Genomic DNA, 15,169 nt, shown 5'->3' with positions numbered 1-15,169 from the left:
GCTTTTCCGCATGGTCGCACCAGTTCCCATGAAGGCGAATGGCTCCAAGGTCTTGAAGGGCCCCGAGCGTGTCGCAACTCTGCTTTTTGCAATGGGGAAGCCTGCCGCAGGTAAGATCCTCAAGCATTTCAGCGAAGAGGAAATCCGCCTTGTCACCAAGTCGGCAGCGCAGCTGGGTCCTGTCTCGCCTACGCAGATCGAGCAACTGGTGGAGGAATTCGCCTCCAACTTCACAGATGGAGCGGATCTCATCGGAGGCGCCTCCCATATCGAGAAGCTTCTGACCGGCATCCTGAGCCCGGAGCAGATCGCCAGCATCATGAGCGAGGTGGTCGGAAACGCCAACAGGAGCATCTGGGAGCGGATCTCGACGGTATCGGAAAGCGCCATCGCCTCCTACCTGATGAAAGAGCACCCGCAGACGGCCGCCCTGATTCTCTCTAAGGTCAAACCGTCCTGCGCCGCAAAGGTCATGGCTCAGCTTCCCCAGCCGCTTCGGAACAACCTCATGCGCCGTATGCTTAGCATGAAGCCGATCGTGGACGAGACCATGAAGAATATCGAGAAGACGCTCCATGAGGATTTCATGGCGAACTTCTCGAAGAACGCTGGTGCAGACACCCACGCGAAGATCGCCGATATCATCAACAAGATGGAACGCGATCATATGGAAGACGTCCTGACCAACCTCTCGACGGTCCGCCCGAAATCGGCCGAGATCCTCAGAGGACTGCTCTTCACATTCGACGACATCGTGAAGCTCACCCCCAAAGATCGCACGACGCTGTTCGACCAGGTGCCGCCGGATCGGGTCGTTCTCGCGCTCAAAGGGACAAACGACGAGTTCCGCAAGGTTGTGCTGTCGGCTCTCTCGTCTCGCGTTCGCCGCATGATCGAGCACGAGCTGAACAGCAAGGAGCCGTCGTCGCACCGCGATATCGCCGAAGCCCGCCGGACCATTACGGATCTCGCACTCGAAATGGCAGGCCGCGGAGAGATCGTCATCAATTCAGAGACCGAGGATGAAGCCTACTTCTAACCGACAGGCTTCATCCTATGTCTGATACGGATGACAAGGACAGCAAAACAGAAGCGCCTTCCGACAAGAAGGTGCGGGACGCCCTGGAGAAAGGAAACATTCCATTTTCCAGGGAGGCGCCCCTGTTTGCCTCTATTCTGGGCATCCTCATCGGCTTGGCCTTCGCGGTTCGTAGCAATACCAAGACGCTGACGGAGAAGCTGTCGCTTTTCATCAACCGGCCGCAGGACTTCCGTCTGGACACGGGCGCCGACGCGGCAGCCCTGATCCAGGCTGTTGCCATCGAGGTCGGACAATGCCTGATCCCCGTCATTGTCATCCTGGCCGCCTGCAGCCTCTCTGCTTCGATCCTTCAGAACGTCCCGTCGGTAGTGTCTGAGAGGATCAGGCCGCAGTGGAACAGAGTCTCCCCTGTGGGCGGCTGGAAGCGCATCTTCGGCCGACAGGGCCTCGTCGAGTTTTTAAAGTCATTGTTCAAATTTGGAACGATGACACTGGTCAGCATCCTGCTCCTGAGATCGGAGCAATATAAGGTCTTGAATGCCATGTTCAGTGATCCGTCCCTTCTTCCGGAACTGATGTTGACCATGGCGATGCGACTCGTCTCCGCCATTGCAATTGCAACAATTGTCCTCGTTGCCGCCGACCTGCTCTGGGCCCGCTTCAAGTGGCACAGCGATTTGAAGATGACCAAGCAGGAAGTGAAGGAGGAGTACAAGCAGATGGAAGGCGATCCCATGGTCAAGGCGCGCATGCGCTCTCTGGCACAGGATCGAAGCCGCAAGAGGATGCTGGCTGCCGTGCCGAAGGCTACCTTCGTCATCGCGAATCCGACTCACTACGCAATTGCCCTGCGTTACGAGCGCAGCGAGGCGAGCGCACCGATCGTTGTTGCCAAAGGGCAGGACCTCATTGCGCTCAAAATCCGTGAGATTGCAGAAAAGAGCGGCGTTCCTGTCATCGAAGACAAGCCTCTGGCAAGATCCATGTACAATCATGTTGAGGTGGATCGTATGATTCCTCCTGACTTCTACAAAGCGGTCGCACAGATCCTGTTCTACATTCTCACGAGGTCGAAATGAGAAGCATTCGCACCGTAGACATGGTGGCTTCGTCAAGCGAACATCTGGATATTCAGGCTTTCGAGGAAGTACTCGCTTGCAATATCAAGGATGTCATTGCCGATTTCTGCCTTACGGATGCGGACATCATCAGGTTCTATGCCGATAACCAGCTCCACGGGAACATGGATGAGATGCTGACCTCATCCGCCGAGCTGTTCTTCAAGGGTGAGACGCTGTCATACGGCCATGTCGCTCATGTCAGCACGGGGCGGGACAACCATTCCTGCGTCGTCCTCGATATGGAATTCGTGCACGACGCGGTGACAGTCTTCTTCCAGCTCATCTTCGGTGATTATTATATCGGCGTGAAGATCAGCAAGGTCCTGCTCGATCCAGCTTTCAAGCAGTCCGAGTTCAATCTCTCCTCTTTCGCACGCATTGTTTCCTCGGCGCGATTGCGGCCCGTTCCTCCTCGCTTCCAGTCGCCTTACTGCCTTGCCGGCTCCGTCCGGCATTGATGGCTGATCGCAGGCGCTTGCTCCATGAGTCGCAAAGCAGTTTCCACGGTTGCCATATTCATGGTTGCAGGCACGGTCTCTGCCTGCAACTCGACCGACAATCCGTATCGCCGGGGCCCGTGGGGGACCGCCTCCACTCCCAGGAGCTATCCTGCATATTCCGGGCCATGGGGCCGTCCGCCAGTCGGCGCCCTATATGAAGCTGCTGTTCAGCCGGCTTATGCGCCGCTCCATATTGCGGAAACGCCCCTGCACGCCTCCCGGAATGGCCACGAGGTCCAACTGGAGCCGGAGCTACCTCCGGGACCTCTTCCAGATCGATCTGTATCCCAGGTCGGCTCCGAACTGGGACCTCTGCCCTCGCTTAGTGTCGAGCAGTCCGCTTCTGCGCAGGGTGAAGCGAATGCACAGGTCGGAGCCAGTGCCCCAGGTATTTTCACGCCACCTCAGCGGCCATCATCTTATGCTGGTACATGGAAAGCCAATGTCGGCGCCGCCTCGTGCCGCATCCAGCTTTCGAGCGTTCCGTCGCTCGATCTATACAAGGCTTCCGCTCAGGGCTGCTCCAGCAATTCCCTGAAAGCAGTCAACGGATGGAGCATCCGCGACAATCAGGTTATCTTGTTCTCTCGCGGCGAGGTCATTGCCCGATTGTCAGGGGCCGAGGCAGCTCTCTCGGGCAGAATCAATGGCTCCGAGACTGAAATGACGATGACGCGCTAGGACATCGCGCCTTATTCGATTCCGCGCTGATAGAACTTTCCTAGTCTGCGGAAGCCGTTTGCCCGGGAGCGAGGCCAGGAGCATCAGCGCAGAACGAGCGCGCCCCAGGAGTCCAGGCGCCAAAGCCCGTTGCGACCATGTTGGTGATCACCCGACAGACATAACGTTTCTGTGCCGGGTCGTTGTTGGGGCCGGCGTGATAGCGCGCGACCGCCATGGTCCAGGTTTCGTGGCGTGCTTTCAATTCCTTGAGAAACCGTGCCGCATACTCCACGTTCATGCGCGGGTTCAGCATACTCTCCAGCGACGGGAATTTCTCGCGGTGATAGAGGTGGTTGATCTGCATGCATCCCATGTCGATCAGCCTCGCTCCGGATCGGCTCGCCTGATCGAACTTCTGGATCGCTTCGGACGCGCTATTCGAGAAAACTGCCTTTCCCTCAACGTTCATCGCATAGGGCTGCAGACTTCCGCGCTTGCCAGTCTCAGTAAGACCAACAGAGTAGAGCATTCCCAGTGGAACACCATACAGGCCGGACGCCCGCATCATCTCCCGCTCACACAACCCTGCCTGAGGTTGAGCGACGGCCGATGTGATGTAAATAGCGTTAGAGATAGATCCCACCAGAGCCGCCGCTATCAGCAATCCGGCCCTGTTTCGGATCACTGCGGAGGTCAGCCTCGTCTCGTGCATATTGCCCATGATGTCTGGAGGATTGGCTCTGGCCGTCTGCATTGCCCTGAAAGCCTTGGTCTTGTGGTCCCGATTGCGGACGCTGGAATGAATGGCGGTCATGGCTGGTCGGTTCGGCAGTCTGGATGTTGATCACATCGGGCCGATAACCGGAAGTCCTTAGCAGGCTGGAGAGTTTTTCGGCATCGTTTCTGAGGAGTTCAGCCGTTTCCTGCTTCTCAACCTGAAGCTCCATCTCCAGGCTGTCGCCGGAAAGACGCATCTTGACCGTTACGAGCCCCAGCTCCACCGGATTGAGCTGTAAGCTGAGAACTCTGAGAACTCCTCCAGAAGCACGAGCCACGGCGACCCGGTGCACGCCGTCAGCCTGGAGGGCCGGCTGGTGGAAGCCGGCAGCCTCCGAGACATCGTCGAGGATTGCTCTAGCCATCTGATGGAGTGTTCCAGCTGGCAGTGAACCGCCATCCGTCTTGTGAAGACCTGGAGCCGCTTGCTTCTGCACCTCAGCGCGGTCAGCCATGCGACTGAGTGAAACTCTGTTGAAGCTCACCTCCTCATCACTCTGACTGGAACTGGCCGAATCAGCATTAAGCGCGGCCGCATCATCGCTCAATTGTTGCTGCAGATTGAAAGAAGCCTGCTTTGTTGTGGCTTCCATGGCTCTCTTAACGCCGAAATCGTTCGGCAGAGCATCAGGCGATAACTCGACTGAACCATCTGAAGATCTCTCCTGAAGTGCTGTTTCGAAGCCTTCGACAACAGGTCGGAAGTGGGTTTCCTGATTCTGAACGGAGACCGACAGCTTCGGCCCGATGGCATTGCACAGGATGCTGTCAGCAGTCGCGTCCGAGGTCAGCAGCGGCAGCATTGATGAAGCACTATTGCGTGATTCGGGATCAGAATGGCCGCCCACGCCCGTTTGAGGCAAGATTCTTGGCAGAAGGCTCTGGAGGACGGAATAGGCTTGGCCTCCTGCCAAGGGAGTGGCTGCACCAGTCGATGATCCATCCGGCGAGGTGGCCGAGAGCAGAGCTTGCAGCACCAAGGTGTCAGTTGCGGGCGGCTCCGACGTCTGTTCGGTCAGGCTAAACAGATTGTCATCCTGAAGGAGCTCCGCACCCTCACGATTGGCCCCCCGGGCGAATCCTTCGAGCAACGTATCAAATCCCGTCCCCCCGTTTCTGGATCCTTTACCACCCTGCTGATCATCGGCCGCGGAGGAAATACCACGCGGCGCCTGAACCGATTCAGCAGGACGCATTGGGGTCTGAGGCATGAGATCGAGACGGTTCATTGAGTTACGGACGCCTGATTCTTGATGAGCTTATCGACGCGGCTTAGAGCGTCACGAGCCTTGGATAAGGCCTGAAGCTGTTCCAGCCCTTGCGCTTGGTCGCTTGCATCGACCGTCTTCTCCGTGGCGGCTTTGGTGAGCAAGGGCTTTGCTTTTTCACTCAGAGCAACCGGTGAGCCTGGCATCGTCTGGATGTGGCCTGCCATTGCAATGGCCGAGTCGAGCAAGGTCATGTCACTGGCAGCAAGGAGTGATCGGTCGATCTGACGGAGATCCTCGACAGCTGATTTGATGTTCTCGGGCGATGTGATCAGGGAGGCCGCACGATAGAGCTTTGCGCGTGAGGCGCTCACATTGTCGCCCTCTACGAGTTCCTGGGCTTTCTCCGCCAGAAGGCGAGCAGATTTCGTGAATCCTTGGTCGACGGATGCGCGAGCGGCAAGAAGGTAAAGGTCACGCCTTGCCTCGGGTTCCAACTCGTTCATCATTTCCACGAACCCGTCAAAGCGGGACTTCTCCTGACCGAAATCGATGCGTGTCGATGCCGAAGCCAGACGCTGCCGGAAGTTGCCGGCATAAACCGAGTGCCGGAAGCGCCTGAGGTAGTCCGTCGCCAGATATTGAAACTTCTCGATGCGATTGGTTTGGCTCGCAACAAAGACCTGCCTCCGCAGCGCAGCCTCTTCGAGAAGTGTACCAGGAGCCTGGAGCCGCACAAAATCGAGCAACTCATCGGATTTCGCAGGATCCTTCCGGACAACGAGTGCCGACTGAACCAGTGCCAGCTGCGCGCTCATGGTTGGAGGAAAGCTGCGCGGGTCCAGTGACACGAGCGCATTGTACGCAGCCTCCTCCCGACCCTCGACATAGGCGAGAGCGCCTTCGACGAGAGGCCGGTCATTCTCTGTGACCACGGAGGAACCCAGTTCCAGAAGCTTCCGCAAGAGGCCAGGATTGCCGCCGCTCAGGACGAAGGATACCGCGGCATGAACGTTTTTGCCTCTCTGCCAGACCTCCGGTGCGAGCTCCATGAACCGCATGTCCAGAACGCCCAACAGGCCGCGTTGCCCGATATGAGCCTCCGTCGAGCCTGTTGCGATCTGATCCTGCATAAGGTGAAGCGTGCGGACCATCTGCAAAGGGCTAGGGACCGTCATTGATTTGGCCTCCTGCTCGACGGCAGGTTCAGCCGTAGCTTCGGCAGGACGGCTGCTCTCATTCGCGGCGCTATCGGCGGCAAACAGCAGAATCAAGAAGAGAGCAGCGAGCAGGTGCACATTCACCATCATTACTCCTGCAGAAGAATCTCGACGCGACGGTTCTGGTCGGCATTGGGATCACTTGGGATCTTCGGTTCTCGGTCTGCATGCCCCTCGACGCGTACGATCCTCCTTTCGTCCAAGCCCCCTCGGACGAGCATGTACAAGGCCATCTGGGCTCTTGCGTGAGACAGGCGCCAGTTGTCATAGTTGGCCGATTTGAAAGGTCGGGCATCGGTGTGACCACGGATCACGATCTTGCCAGATCGTGCCTGAAGGATCTTGGCGATTTCTGCCATGGCGCGTACGACCTTGGCGTGTGGCTCTGCGGAGCCAACCGCGAACATCGTGAAATCGAAATCGTCTGTGAGGCTGATCAGGGTTCCCGCACCGGTTCGACGAACCTCGATATGCGGCTGAGGCGTAACGTCCTTCGTCGGTTGAACAGCCTTGAGGATTTCGCGCTTCAGCTCCGCGGCCTTCTGATCTGCGGCATTCGTTTCTGAAGCGTTCTGTTCGACTGAGACTCCGGGAGCAGCGGACTGCCCCCTGGCTGAAGGCGTGGCCGCTCCCTCCGGAGATGCATCACCCTCAACAGAGGCCTGCTGCTGCGTCTTGCGACCTGTCTGAGGCTTTTCGCTCAAAGACGCGATCGCATCCATGATGGCTTTGGAAGGCGCAGACGGCGCCGTGCCCGGCTTCAATGGCGTGTCCGTCTTCATCTCTTCGACCGGTGCCACCTGCCAGTAGAGCGGGTCGAACGGATCACGGAAAGCCTCACCGGCTTTCAGCCCAGGTACATCGCTCTCGCCGGGAGTGACATCGGCACCAAGAGTGTCGTGTGGGGTTGGCTCGATCTCGTCGGCAATCCTGGCGAGTACGGCATAAGGATCCTGGAATAGGGCCCCCTCCTTGAAGCGAGGCTTCTGCAGTTGATGAGACTTCCCGCCTGTGCCTTCGCCACTCCCCTTTTCTTTTCCGTCTTTCGTATTGTCGGTCTCGTTATCCGGAGGAACGTTCTGCGGATCATCGAGACCCTTCTTATTGGGGGTCGACTCTGCAAGTTGCACCGGGTTGAAGTAATTGGCCACGCCGCTGCGCGTCTCCTCATCCGTCAGGCTGATAAGCCACATCACGAGAAAGAAGGCCATCATGGCAGTCATGAAGTCCGCATGAGCAATCTTCCACGCCCCGCCCTTCACAACATCCTCGCCATCATCGCTTCTCCTGACGATGACAATTTCATGCTTGTTCGTTTTAGATGTCATGACTCAGCCTTCAAAACCTGCTCGAGCCGATCTGACCAAGCTTGCAGCTGGGTCTGCACGGTCGTGTCGCGAGTGATGACGCTCACCTCGACATGGTCGCCCGGGAGGAACTCGATCGCAGCTCCGTGAGGACCAAGATTCGCCTTCAGCGCCTGCAGGAGGTCCTCAGGCCCGGCAATCTTCATTGGCCCCATCTCCTCGCCGAGAAGAAGCGTTGCGAGGGCCTCCTTGAGTTCGGTGATGCTCTGCTGCCGGAAAGCCTCAGAGACGAAAGGTATCAGGATGTTGGCAACTCTCTCTGAGAGCATGGACTCGATCCGGCCAATGCCCGCCACGATCAAGGTCGAGAGCTGACCTGCCTGCTGCTCCACCCAGATGACGCGCTGTGACGCCAGTTCATCCTCGTAGCGGGTCCTCTCGGCCGCAACCGCCTCTTCAAGCTGCAGCCGAGCAGCATCCCTCTCCTCAGCTCTTACCTTCGCTTCAACAGCCTTGAGGAGTTCGGCCTGCCGGTCCACCACCGGTGGCGACGGTGTCAGATCAGGCTCAGCAACAGCCTTGGCGGCGCGCAGGATCCCGATTCCCAGAGCTTCACTCCGAGGTCCAGACGAGAAATCCTCCAGCAGGCTGGCAATTGCTCCTGACATCACGCCGCCTCCCGCCCGAGCCACTGCTTCAGGACAGCTGCAGCATGCTCCTCGCTGAGCTCGATGATCTGCTCGAGTTTGCGCTGCGGGGTGCGGGGCATCTCGATGAGGTTCTGCTCCTCCCGCTCAAGAGCAGCCTGAAGCGCCTGCCTTCCGTTCTCGTTCTCAGCCTCCTCGGCCTCGGCCGCAGCCAGAGCGGCAGCCTGCTCACGCTGGAGCTCAAGTTCGGCTTGATGGCGTGCCATCAGCATTCTTACGGCAGGACGGAGCCCGAACCAGATCATCATCGCGCACAGGGCCAGAATGGTGAGAGCATTCACAACTGTGCCGAACTGGCGCATGAGGATTTCGGCCAGGGACGGCCCAGGCACCGGCTGGAGCATGCCGCCATCATCGACGAAGCTCACAGCCGCAACCTTAATCTGGTCGCCTCGCGTCTTGCTGAACCCGGTTGCCGAAGAAACCAGCTGCTCGATCTCCGTGATCTTCGCATCCATCTCTGCAGGAGTGGCGGTCTCACCCAGCAGGGAGGCGATGCGAGACCTGTTCACCAGTACGGCTACCGAGAGATTCTTGATCTGATATCCGTCGCTGACGGTCTGGATCGTCTTCGACGAGATCTCGTAGTTGGTCAGCTCCTCGCGGCGCTGGTTGTCTTCGCTCGAGCTGTCGCCTGATTCGGCGCGGACACTCTCGTCCGGCAGGTTCTGCTGGACGGTAGTGGGCTTCTGCCCGCTTTTGTTCTGAGAGACCTCCGTCTCCTTGATCGTGCGAACCGAGCGCTCGACCTTTGATTCAGGATTGAAGATCGTCTCGCTGGTGTTGACCTTGTCCGTGCTCAGGCGTGCGGCCACGCTGATCTCGAAATTGCCCGTGCCGAGATAGGGAGTCAGTGTGCGACGGACATTGTCCTGGATCTCCAGACCCACCGTCTTCTCAAGCCGGGCCATCTTACCCGTCGAAGCATTGGAGGCATCATCCCCAGACATCAGCAGCGTACCGTCCGTATTCATGACAGTGACCTTGTCGACTGCCATGCCTGGAATCGCGGCCGCGACCAGGTGCCGGATGGCCTGAGCCGATGATGCATCGTCGGCCGGAACCGTGCGGATAACCACGGACGCGGAGGGCGCCTGCTGCTCGCGGCGGAAGGAACCGCGGTCCGGAAGAACGATGTGGACGCGGGCAGCCTTGATTCCCTTCATCCCCTGGATGGTACGGGCGAGCTCACCTTCAAGAGCGCGAACCTTCGTGACCTCCTGCATGAAGGAGGTCAGGCCAAGTGAGCCAAGGTCGTTGAAGAGTTCGTAGCCGGACTTCGTACTGTGCGGGAGCCCTTTCTCGGCCAGGAGCATTCTGGCCGGGGCTGTGTTGCCATAGCTGACCAAGAGAGCTGTTCCGTCGGCGCTCACATCGAAGGGGATGCCAGCATCCTTGAGGACGGCGCCCATCCGGCCAACGTCTTCGCGGTCCAAACCGGTGTACAAGGTCTCTTGAGCCGGGCGGCTGAGATAATAGGCCCCAACACCGACGGACAGGAAGACGGCAAGGCCAATCACGGCCAGGGCAGCCAGGCGGCGCGGGCCCAGCAGCAGCAAACTACTCCAGAGTCTTTCGGCTTGTTGACGACCAGGCATGAGGAATCTCGGTACTGATAAATGTTCTCGAGATTAATTTTGCGTCGCTAACCTTGTGCGAAGGTTGCTGCCTCTCAGAGATTGTTCAAATCATTGATGAGAGGGTCCCATGGTCAGAAAAACGTCAGAAGTAGGAGCGCACCAAGCCGCTCACGAGAATGTTCCAGCCGTCGATGAGGACGAAGAAGAGAATCTTGAACGGCAGCGCCAGCACGGTCGGGGGCATCATCATCATGCCCATGGACATCACCAGTGTGGCGACGATCATGTCGATCACGAGGAATGGAAGGGCGATCAGGAAGCCGATCTCGAAACCTCGCCGCAGTTCGGAGATCATGAAAGCGGGGATCAGGATTCGCAGGTCAATCTTCTCGCCCTCTTCTGGCTTCGGATAATTAACCGCCGCCAGATCGCTGAACATCTGAAGGTCTTTCGGCCGCACATGCGTCAGCATGAAATCCCGGAACGGCTCCGTCGTCCTCGTGAAGGCTTCCGTCTCGGTGATTCGGTTCTCCGTCAGCGGTCGAACACCCTCATTCCATGCCTTGTCAAAGGTTGGGCCCATGACGAAGAAAGTCATGAACAGGGACAGGCTGATCAGGAAGAGATTGGCCGGGGTGCTCTGGAGGCCAAGCCCCGAGCGCAGAAACGAGAAGGCCACCACGAATCGCGTAAAGCTCGTCACCATGATCAGAAGCCCCGGAGCCAGGGACAGCACCGTCAGGAGAACGACGAGCTGAATGATGCGTCCGCTGACCGCGCCTTCTCCCGAAGGAACTAGAGCCTGAAGATCCGCCAGCTGGGCATTGGCGCTGGACGCCAGCAGGATGAATGCGCCAGTGAGGATCAAACGGAGAGGCATGGCAAAGATCTTTCGGGAAATCGGCAGGCGGCTTGGAAACTCAGACTGTATTCGACCTACTGAACGATAAGGGTTTCGAGGACAAGCTCCTGGATGACACCCTTCGAGCGCAATTTGACGCGCTCGTTGAGATCTTCCCGGAGGTGCAGAAGGCCGCTCGGCCCTTGGATCTGGGCCAGCGAGAGGGTGCGGAGGTAGGCCAGAATGTCCTGGCGGATCTCGCCGGCCATCACGTCGGGGTTCTGCTCTTCATTCATCTTGTAGACGATTGAGGCCTCCACCCTCACCCAGTCCTCGTTCGAGGCGGCGAGATTCGTAACCACCGGAGCGAGCTTCTTGATCCCGATATTACCCGCATAAGGACTGGCAACCTCAGGCTTTTCAGGCAGGGCCTTATACTTCTCCTCAACCCGCTTCTCGATGCCTGAGACCATCACGAGGCCGAATCCGCCCCCGATCGCAGCTGAGAGCAGCGTCAGGAGGCCGAGCGTCAGGAGCCAGCGCAACGATCCTTCCCGGGCCGGTGCGCTGTCGGCTGGTGCTGGAAGTTCCAGTGCCTTGGCCATCGTTCGGATCCTCTTCCGCCTAGAAGGGGGTCACAGCATCAAACAGCTGCTGCCCGTAAGCAGGCTGCTGGACTTCCATGAGACGCCCGCGGCCACCATAGGACACCCTGGCCTCGGCGATCTTGTCGTAGCTGATCGTGTTTCTCGGCGAGATGTCGCGGGGCCGTACAATGCCGGCGATGTTGAGCACGCGAAGCTCATAGTTGACACGCACCTCTTGAGAACCGCTGATCACCACGTTGCCGTTCGGCAGAACCTCATTGACAACCGCGGCAACCGACAGGCGCAGCTTTTCCGAGCGATCAATGGTCCCCTGCCCTGTCGAGTTGGATGAAGAGTTGATGCCGGCATCAGCCGTGCCATCCGCGTCCCAGCCCTCGAACGAGAAGGCATAATCGAGGCCGCCCCTCACCGAGGATCGCCTCGAGCGGTCGCTGGCGTTTTCAAACTCCGCCTTGTCGTCGATCTGAATGTTGACTGTCACAATATCGCCCACCTGCCGAGCCCGCGGGCTGGTGAAGAGATCGGCACTGGCGTTGCTCCAGGTGGAGTTCGCAGCCGACGTGCGGTTGCCTTTGAACAGGTGCGGGAGCGGCTCGCGGTCGACAGCGATCCCCGAGCCCACAGGGGTCATGCCCGGTTCGCGCCCGATCTCCTCCGGCCTTGTCGCGCAGGCGGCAAGGAAACACAGACCAAGGATGGCAATGAGCTGCTTCAATTTTGCCTCACGGGGTTCTTTTCGCGCTTGGGAGCGTCGGTAATGACATTGGCCAGTTGAGCGGCCCGGGCCGGCTCCATCTCGTTCAGAACCGCGCTCGCGGCCCGCGGATTGAGCTTGGCAATTACGGCAGCCGCAATCTCCTCGTCCATGTTCATAAGCTGGAGAGCCGCAGCGTCTGGACGCATCCGCGAGTAGATCATGACGACCGTCTCATCGGCCTTCTCAAGAACCTCTTTGCGGCGCTTGAGCCATTCCTCGTATTCCGCACGCTTCGCTTCGAGGACCTTGATGCGGCCTTCGATTTCCTTCTCCATATCGGCAAGCGCCTGCTTCTGCAGCGCAAAGCGCGCATCGGAGGCGGCATCGGCGATATTGGTGCAGTACTGGCTGTTCTTGGCGGTTGCATTCGCTTCCTGTGCCTGAGTGCCGAAAGCCGTAGCTCCCAGGAGCAAGGCAGAAGCCGCCATTTGCCTCAATGTCTGATACGCCATGCGAGAGATCATTGGATCACCAACTCCGCTTGAAGAGCTCCGGCCGTCTTGATCGCCTGGAGGATCGCGATGACATCGGATGGCTTCAGACCCATCTGGTTCAAGCCCTTGACGAGGGTCTGTAGATCAGACCCTCGAACGATGGCGAGGGGCACACGCTCCTCCGCTGCCGTGATCTGCGTGCGCGGCACCACCACCGTCTGGCCCATCGAGAAGGGATCCGGCTGCGACACTTCGGGCGTCTCCGTCACACGGATCGTGAGAGCTCCGTGAGTGATGGCCACGGTTGAGATCTGCACATTCTTGCCGATAACGACCGTCCCGGTCCGCTGGTCGATGACGATCCGAGCGGGCGTATCGGGTCTGATCTCAATGTCGCCGAGTTCGGCGATGAATCGGGTCGCTGCGATGTTCTTCGGCTTCTGCAGAACGACTGTGCGAAAATCACGGGGAGAAGCGACCCGCACGCCGAAACGCTGCTGGGCATATTGGTTGATCGCGTCGGTGATCAAAGTCGCGGTCTTGTAGTCGGGATTCTTGAGCTCGAATGCCAATCCACCGACAGCATCGAAGCCTCCTTGGACCTCGCGCTCGATCAACGCACCATTCGGAATGCGGCCCGCCGTCGCGACGCCGGAGGTCAGGGTCTCAGCTTGGCCCTGCGCCGAGAAGCCGGACACCACGATCGCCCCTTGAGCAACTGCATAGACTTGGCCATCACCACCCTGCAGGGCCGTCAGCATGAGGGTGCCGCCTTTCAGTGACGTCGCATCACCCATGGAGGTGACGGTCACGTCGATGCGCGATCCGGTTCCGACGAAGGGGGGCAGGTCGGCCGTAACAATGACGGCTGCGACGTTGCGGGTGCGCAGGTTGATGTCACGAACGTTCACACCCATGCGATCGAGCATGGATTGCAGAGACTGCTCGGTGAACTGGGAATTTCGAAGAGTATCGCCGGTTCCCTGCAGGCCCATGACGAGGCCGTAGCCGATCAGCTGGTTGTCTCTGACGCCCTGAACCGACGCCACATCCTTAATGCGGGTGGCAGCCTGAGCCTGCGTTGCCAGCAGAGCGGCGAGGAGGAAAAGGATGACGCGGAGCATCAATAGACTCCAATCCGGACCCGGCCGTCCGCTTGGACCCGTCCGGTGATGACCCGGCCGCTGTCGACATTCTTCACCTGGATCGTCTCACCCATGGTTCCGGACTGCAGGGGAATGCCGACTCCCATGATGGAGAGCCCGCCCTCTTCAAAAACGATCTGAGCCTGAACGCCCCGTGTGACGAGCTTGGGGTCGTCGACTGCATTCATCGGGATCGGCTCGCCCGGCAGGAGAGTCCGGCGTGCCATCTTTCCGGCCAGGACGCGAGGCGATTCAACGACTGCAGTACGGTAGCGGTAATTCTCCGGGAAAGCCCTGTCCTTGAGCATCGACTCCTGAATCGTATCTCCCGCATAAATGGTGACGGCTGGAACCGGGAGGATGCGCTCCTCGGCCGCCGCGCCATTCAGCGTTCCGACGCTGAGGATGGTTGCCGCAAGAGTGAGCTGGACGAAATGCTTCATGATGAGATTACCCGGATACCGCGTTTAGCGGATGCCCTTTGAGACGGTTCCGGCCATGTCGTCCGCCGCCTGGATGACCTTGGAGTTCATCTCGAAGGCGCGCTGGGCCGAGATCAGGTTCGTGATTTCCTTAATGGGATCCACGTTCGAGGCTTCGAGATATCCCTGATGGATCTTTCCGTAACCGGGATCGGACGGAATGCCCACGGCCGGTGCGCCCGAAGCCAAGGTCTCGCGATAGTAGTTGCCACCGATCGGCTCCAGGCCGGCATCATTGGCGAAGTTTGCAAGGGTCAGCTGGCCTAGGTTCTGAGGCTGAGCGTCTCCGGCGACCTTCGCGAAGATCTCACCCGATTCATTGATCGTCACGTCGAGCGTGTTGGGCGGGACGATGATGGGTGGGTTGAGGGTATAGCCGTCGAGGGTGACGAGTTGCCCATCGCCATTCTTATTGAAGGATCCCGCACGGGTATAGACGATCTCGCCGCTTGGTGCGTTCACCTGGAACCAACCGCGTCCGTTCAGGGCAAGGTCGAACTGGTTCGAGGTGTTCGTCAGGGAGCCCTGCCGATGCAGGTTGCGGATGGCGGCCGTCTTCACGCCTAGGCCCAGCATGGCGCCTTCGGGAACAGGGCTGGAGCCAGCCTGATTCGGAATAGCCTGGGAGCGCTCTGTCTGATAGAGAAGGTCCGTGAACTCCGCCCGTGCCGCTTTGAAGGCGGTGGTGTTGACGTTCGAGATGTTGTTGGCGATCACCTCGACATTCAGCTGCTGCGCATTCATTCCCGTGGCAGCAATCGCAAGCGCTCTCATTGC

The 15,169-nt window shown here is 59.0% G+C and carries 17 protein-coding genes; 4 read left to right on the top strand and 13 right to left on the bottom strand.

Annotation, left to right across the window (positions count from 1 at the left end; genetic code table 11):
- The first annotated feature begins 10 nt into the window (after positions 1-10).
- The 4 genes from FHR70_RS01720 to FHR70_RS24560 are packed head-to-tail and all read left to right on the top strand — an operon-like array spanning position 11 to position 3,344.
- Positions 11-1,039: a flagellar motor switch protein FliG gene (locus FHR70_RS01720; protein WP_246407780.1), complete on the top strand. Its 1,029-nt coding sequence runs from the start codon at positions 11-13 to the stop codon at positions 1,037-1,039.
- 17 nt (positions 1,040-1,056) lie between these two features.
- Entirely contained in the window at positions 1,057-2,121 is a 1,065-nt protein-coding gene (gene flhB, locus FHR70_RS01715; protein ID WP_183446479.1) for a flagellar biosynthesis protein FlhB, read from the top strand.
- Positions 2,118-2,621 (top strand): hypothetical protein, encoded by a 504-nt coding sequence (locus tag FHR70_RS01710; protein WP_183446477.1) that lies wholly within the window; start codon positions 2,118-2,120, stop codon positions 2,619-2,621. Before flhB ends, FHR70_RS01710 begins: the two co-directional genes overlap by 4 nt.
- Positions 2,622-2,645: 24 nt before the next feature.
- A complete protein-coding gene (locus FHR70_RS24560) occupies positions 2,646-3,344 on the top strand; it encodes an AprI/Inh family metalloprotease inhibitor (protein ID WP_183446475.1) in 699 nt (232 codons plus the stop codon).
- A 40-nt stretch (positions 3,345-3,384) separates the two neighbouring features.
- Here the strand turns inward: FHR70_RS24560 and FHR70_RS01700 are convergent, their stop codons facing one another.
- The 13 genes from FHR70_RS01700 to flgG all read right to left on the bottom strand — a co-directional run bounded on the left by FHR70_RS01700 (position 3,385) and on the right by flgG (position 15,166).
- A complete protein-coding gene (locus tag FHR70_RS01700) occupies positions 3,385-3,984 on the bottom strand; it encodes a transglycosylase SLT domain-containing protein (RefSeq protein ID WP_183448438.1) in 600 nt (199 codons plus the stop codon).
- Positions 3,953-5,332, bottom strand: a complete 1,380-nt coding sequence (gene fliK, locus FHR70_RS01695; protein WP_183446473.1) for a flagellar hook-length control protein FliK — start codon at positions 5,330-5,332, stop codon at positions 3,953-3,955. The genes FHR70_RS01700 and fliK overlap by 32 nt, the downstream gene beginning before the upstream one ends.
- The gene (locus tag FHR70_RS01690; protein WP_183446471.1) at positions 5,329-6,489 is read right to left on the bottom strand and encodes a chemotaxis protein MotC; all 1,161 of its coding nucleotides are present in this window, start codon (positions 6,487-6,489) and stop codon (positions 5,329-5,331) included. The genes fliK and FHR70_RS01690 overlap by 4 nt, the downstream gene beginning before the upstream one ends.
- Before the next feature lie 131 nt (positions 6,490-6,620).
- A complete protein-coding gene (locus FHR70_RS01685) occupies positions 6,621-7,859 on the bottom strand; it encodes a MotB family protein (protein ID WP_183446469.1) in 1,239 nt (412 codons plus the stop codon).
- Positions 7,856-8,506, bottom strand: coding sequence for a hypothetical protein (locus FHR70_RS01680; RefSeq protein ID WP_183446467.1), 651 nt, complete (start codon positions 8,504-8,506; stop codon positions 7,856-7,858). The genes FHR70_RS01685 and FHR70_RS01680 overlap by 4 nt, the downstream gene beginning before the upstream one ends.
- On the bottom strand, positions 8,506-10,143 hold the full coding sequence (fliF, locus tag FHR70_RS01675; RefSeq protein ID WP_183446465.1) for a flagellar basal-body MS-ring/collar protein FliF: 1,638 nt from the start codon (positions 10,141-10,143) through the stop codon (positions 8,506-8,508). The genes FHR70_RS01680 and fliF overlap by 1 nt, the downstream gene beginning before the upstream one ends.
- Before the next feature lie 124 nt (positions 10,144-10,267).
- Entirely contained in the window at positions 10,268-11,005 is a 738-nt protein-coding gene (gene fliP, locus FHR70_RS01670; RefSeq protein WP_183446463.1) for a flagellar type III secretion system pore protein FliP, read from the bottom strand.
- Between the two features lie 56 nt (positions 11,006-11,061).
- A complete protein-coding gene (locus tag FHR70_RS01665) occupies positions 11,062-11,571 on the bottom strand; it encodes a flagellar basal body-associated FliL family protein (protein WP_183446461.1) in 510 nt (169 codons plus the stop codon).
- A gap of 19 nt (positions 11,572-11,590) precedes the next feature.
- Complete coding sequence (flgH, locus tag FHR70_RS01660) at positions 11,591-12,289, bottom strand: flagellar basal body L-ring protein FlgH (RefSeq protein ID WP_183446459.1); 699 nt, start codon at positions 12,287-12,289, stop codon at positions 11,591-11,593.
- Complete coding sequence (locus FHR70_RS01655; protein ID WP_246407779.1) at positions 12,286-12,759, bottom strand: MotE family protein; 474 nt, start codon at positions 12,757-12,759, stop codon at positions 12,286-12,288. The genes flgH and FHR70_RS01655 overlap by 4 nt, the downstream gene beginning before the upstream one ends.
- Before the next feature lie 32 nt (positions 12,760-12,791).
- On the bottom strand, positions 12,792-13,889 hold the full coding sequence (gene flgI, locus FHR70_RS01650; protein ID WP_183446455.1) for a flagellar basal body P-ring protein FlgI: 1,098 nt from the start codon (positions 13,887-13,889) through the stop codon (positions 12,792-12,794).
- Positions 13,889-14,353, bottom strand: coding sequence for a flagellar basal body P-ring formation chaperone FlgA (flgA, locus tag FHR70_RS01645; protein WP_183446453.1), 465 nt, complete (start codon positions 14,351-14,353; stop codon positions 13,889-13,891). The genes flgI and flgA overlap by 1 nt, the downstream gene beginning before the upstream one ends.
- Before the next feature lie 24 nt (positions 14,354-14,377).
- Complete coding sequence (flgG, locus tag FHR70_RS01640) at positions 14,378-15,166, bottom strand: flagellar basal-body rod protein FlgG (RefSeq protein WP_183446451.1); 789 nt, start codon at positions 15,164-15,166, stop codon at positions 14,378-14,380.
- Positions 15,167-15,169 lie beyond the last annotated feature (3 nt).

This window comes from Microvirga lupini, from assembly GCF_014191055.1.
Classification (GTDB): domain Bacteria; phylum Pseudomonadota; class Alphaproteobacteria; order Rhizobiales; family Beijerinckiaceae; genus Microvirga; species Microvirga lupini_A.
Note: the sequence above shows the minus strand (reverse complement) of the source record. Positions and strands in the feature narration are given on the sequence as shown.

Bases quoted from the DNA above. Each gene is read 5' to 3' on its own strand.
- flgG (WP_183446451.1), bottom strand. From the start codon at position 15,166: ATGAGAGCGCTTGCGATTGCTGCCACGGGAATGAATGCGCAGCAGCTG.
- FHR70_RS01685 (WP_183446469.1), bottom strand. From the start codon at position 7,859: ATGACATCTAAAACGAACAAGCATGAAATTGTCATCGTCAGGAGAAGC.
- fliK (WP_183446473.1), bottom strand. From the start codon at position 5,332: ATGAACCGTCTCGATCTCATGCCTCAGACCCCAATGCGTCCTGCTGAA.
- flgA (WP_183446453.1), bottom strand. From the start codon at position 14,353: ATGAAGCATTTCGTCCAGCTCACTCTTGCGGCAACCATCCTCAGCGTC.
- fliF (WP_183446465.1), bottom strand. From the start codon at position 10,143: ATGCCTGGTCGTCAACAAGCCGAAAGACTCTGGAGTAGTTTGCTGCTG.
- FHR70_RS01710 (WP_183446477.1), top strand. From the start codon at position 2,118: ATGAGAAGCATTCGCACCGTAGACATGGTGGCTTCGTCAAGCGAACAT.
- FHR70_RS01655 (WP_246407779.1), bottom strand. From the start codon at position 12,759: ATGGCGGCTTCTGCCTTGCTCCTGGGAGCTACGGCTTTCGGCACTCAG.
- FHR70_RS01680 (WP_183446467.1), bottom strand. From the start codon at position 8,506: ATGTCAGGAGCAATTGCCAGCCTGCTGGAGGATTTCTCGTCTGGACCT.
- FHR70_RS01690 (WP_183446471.1), bottom strand. From the start codon at position 6,489: ATGACGGTCCCTAGCCCTTTGCAGATGGTCCGCACGCTTCACCTTATG.
- flgI (WP_183446455.1), bottom strand. From the start codon at position 13,889: ATGCTCCGCGTCATCCTTTTCCTCCTCGCCGCTCTGCTGGCAACGCAG.
- FHR70_RS24560 (WP_183446475.1), top strand. From the start codon at position 2,646: ATGAGTCGCAAAGCAGTTTCCACGGTTGCCATATTCATGGTTGCAGGC.
- FHR70_RS01665 (WP_183446461.1), bottom strand. From the start codon at position 11,571: ATGGCCAAGGCACTGGAACTTCCAGCACCAGCCGACAGCGCACCGGCC.
- flhB (WP_183446479.1), top strand. From the start codon at position 1,057: ATGTCTGATACGGATGACAAGGACAGCAAAACAGAAGCGCCTTCCGAC.
- fliP (WP_183446463.1), bottom strand. From the start codon at position 11,005: ATGCCTCTCCGTTTGATCCTCACTGGCGCATTCATCCTGCTGGCGTCC.
- FHR70_RS01720 (WP_246407780.1), top strand. From the start codon at position 11: ATGGTCGCACCAGTTCCCATGAAGGCGAATGGCTCCAAGGTCTTGAAG.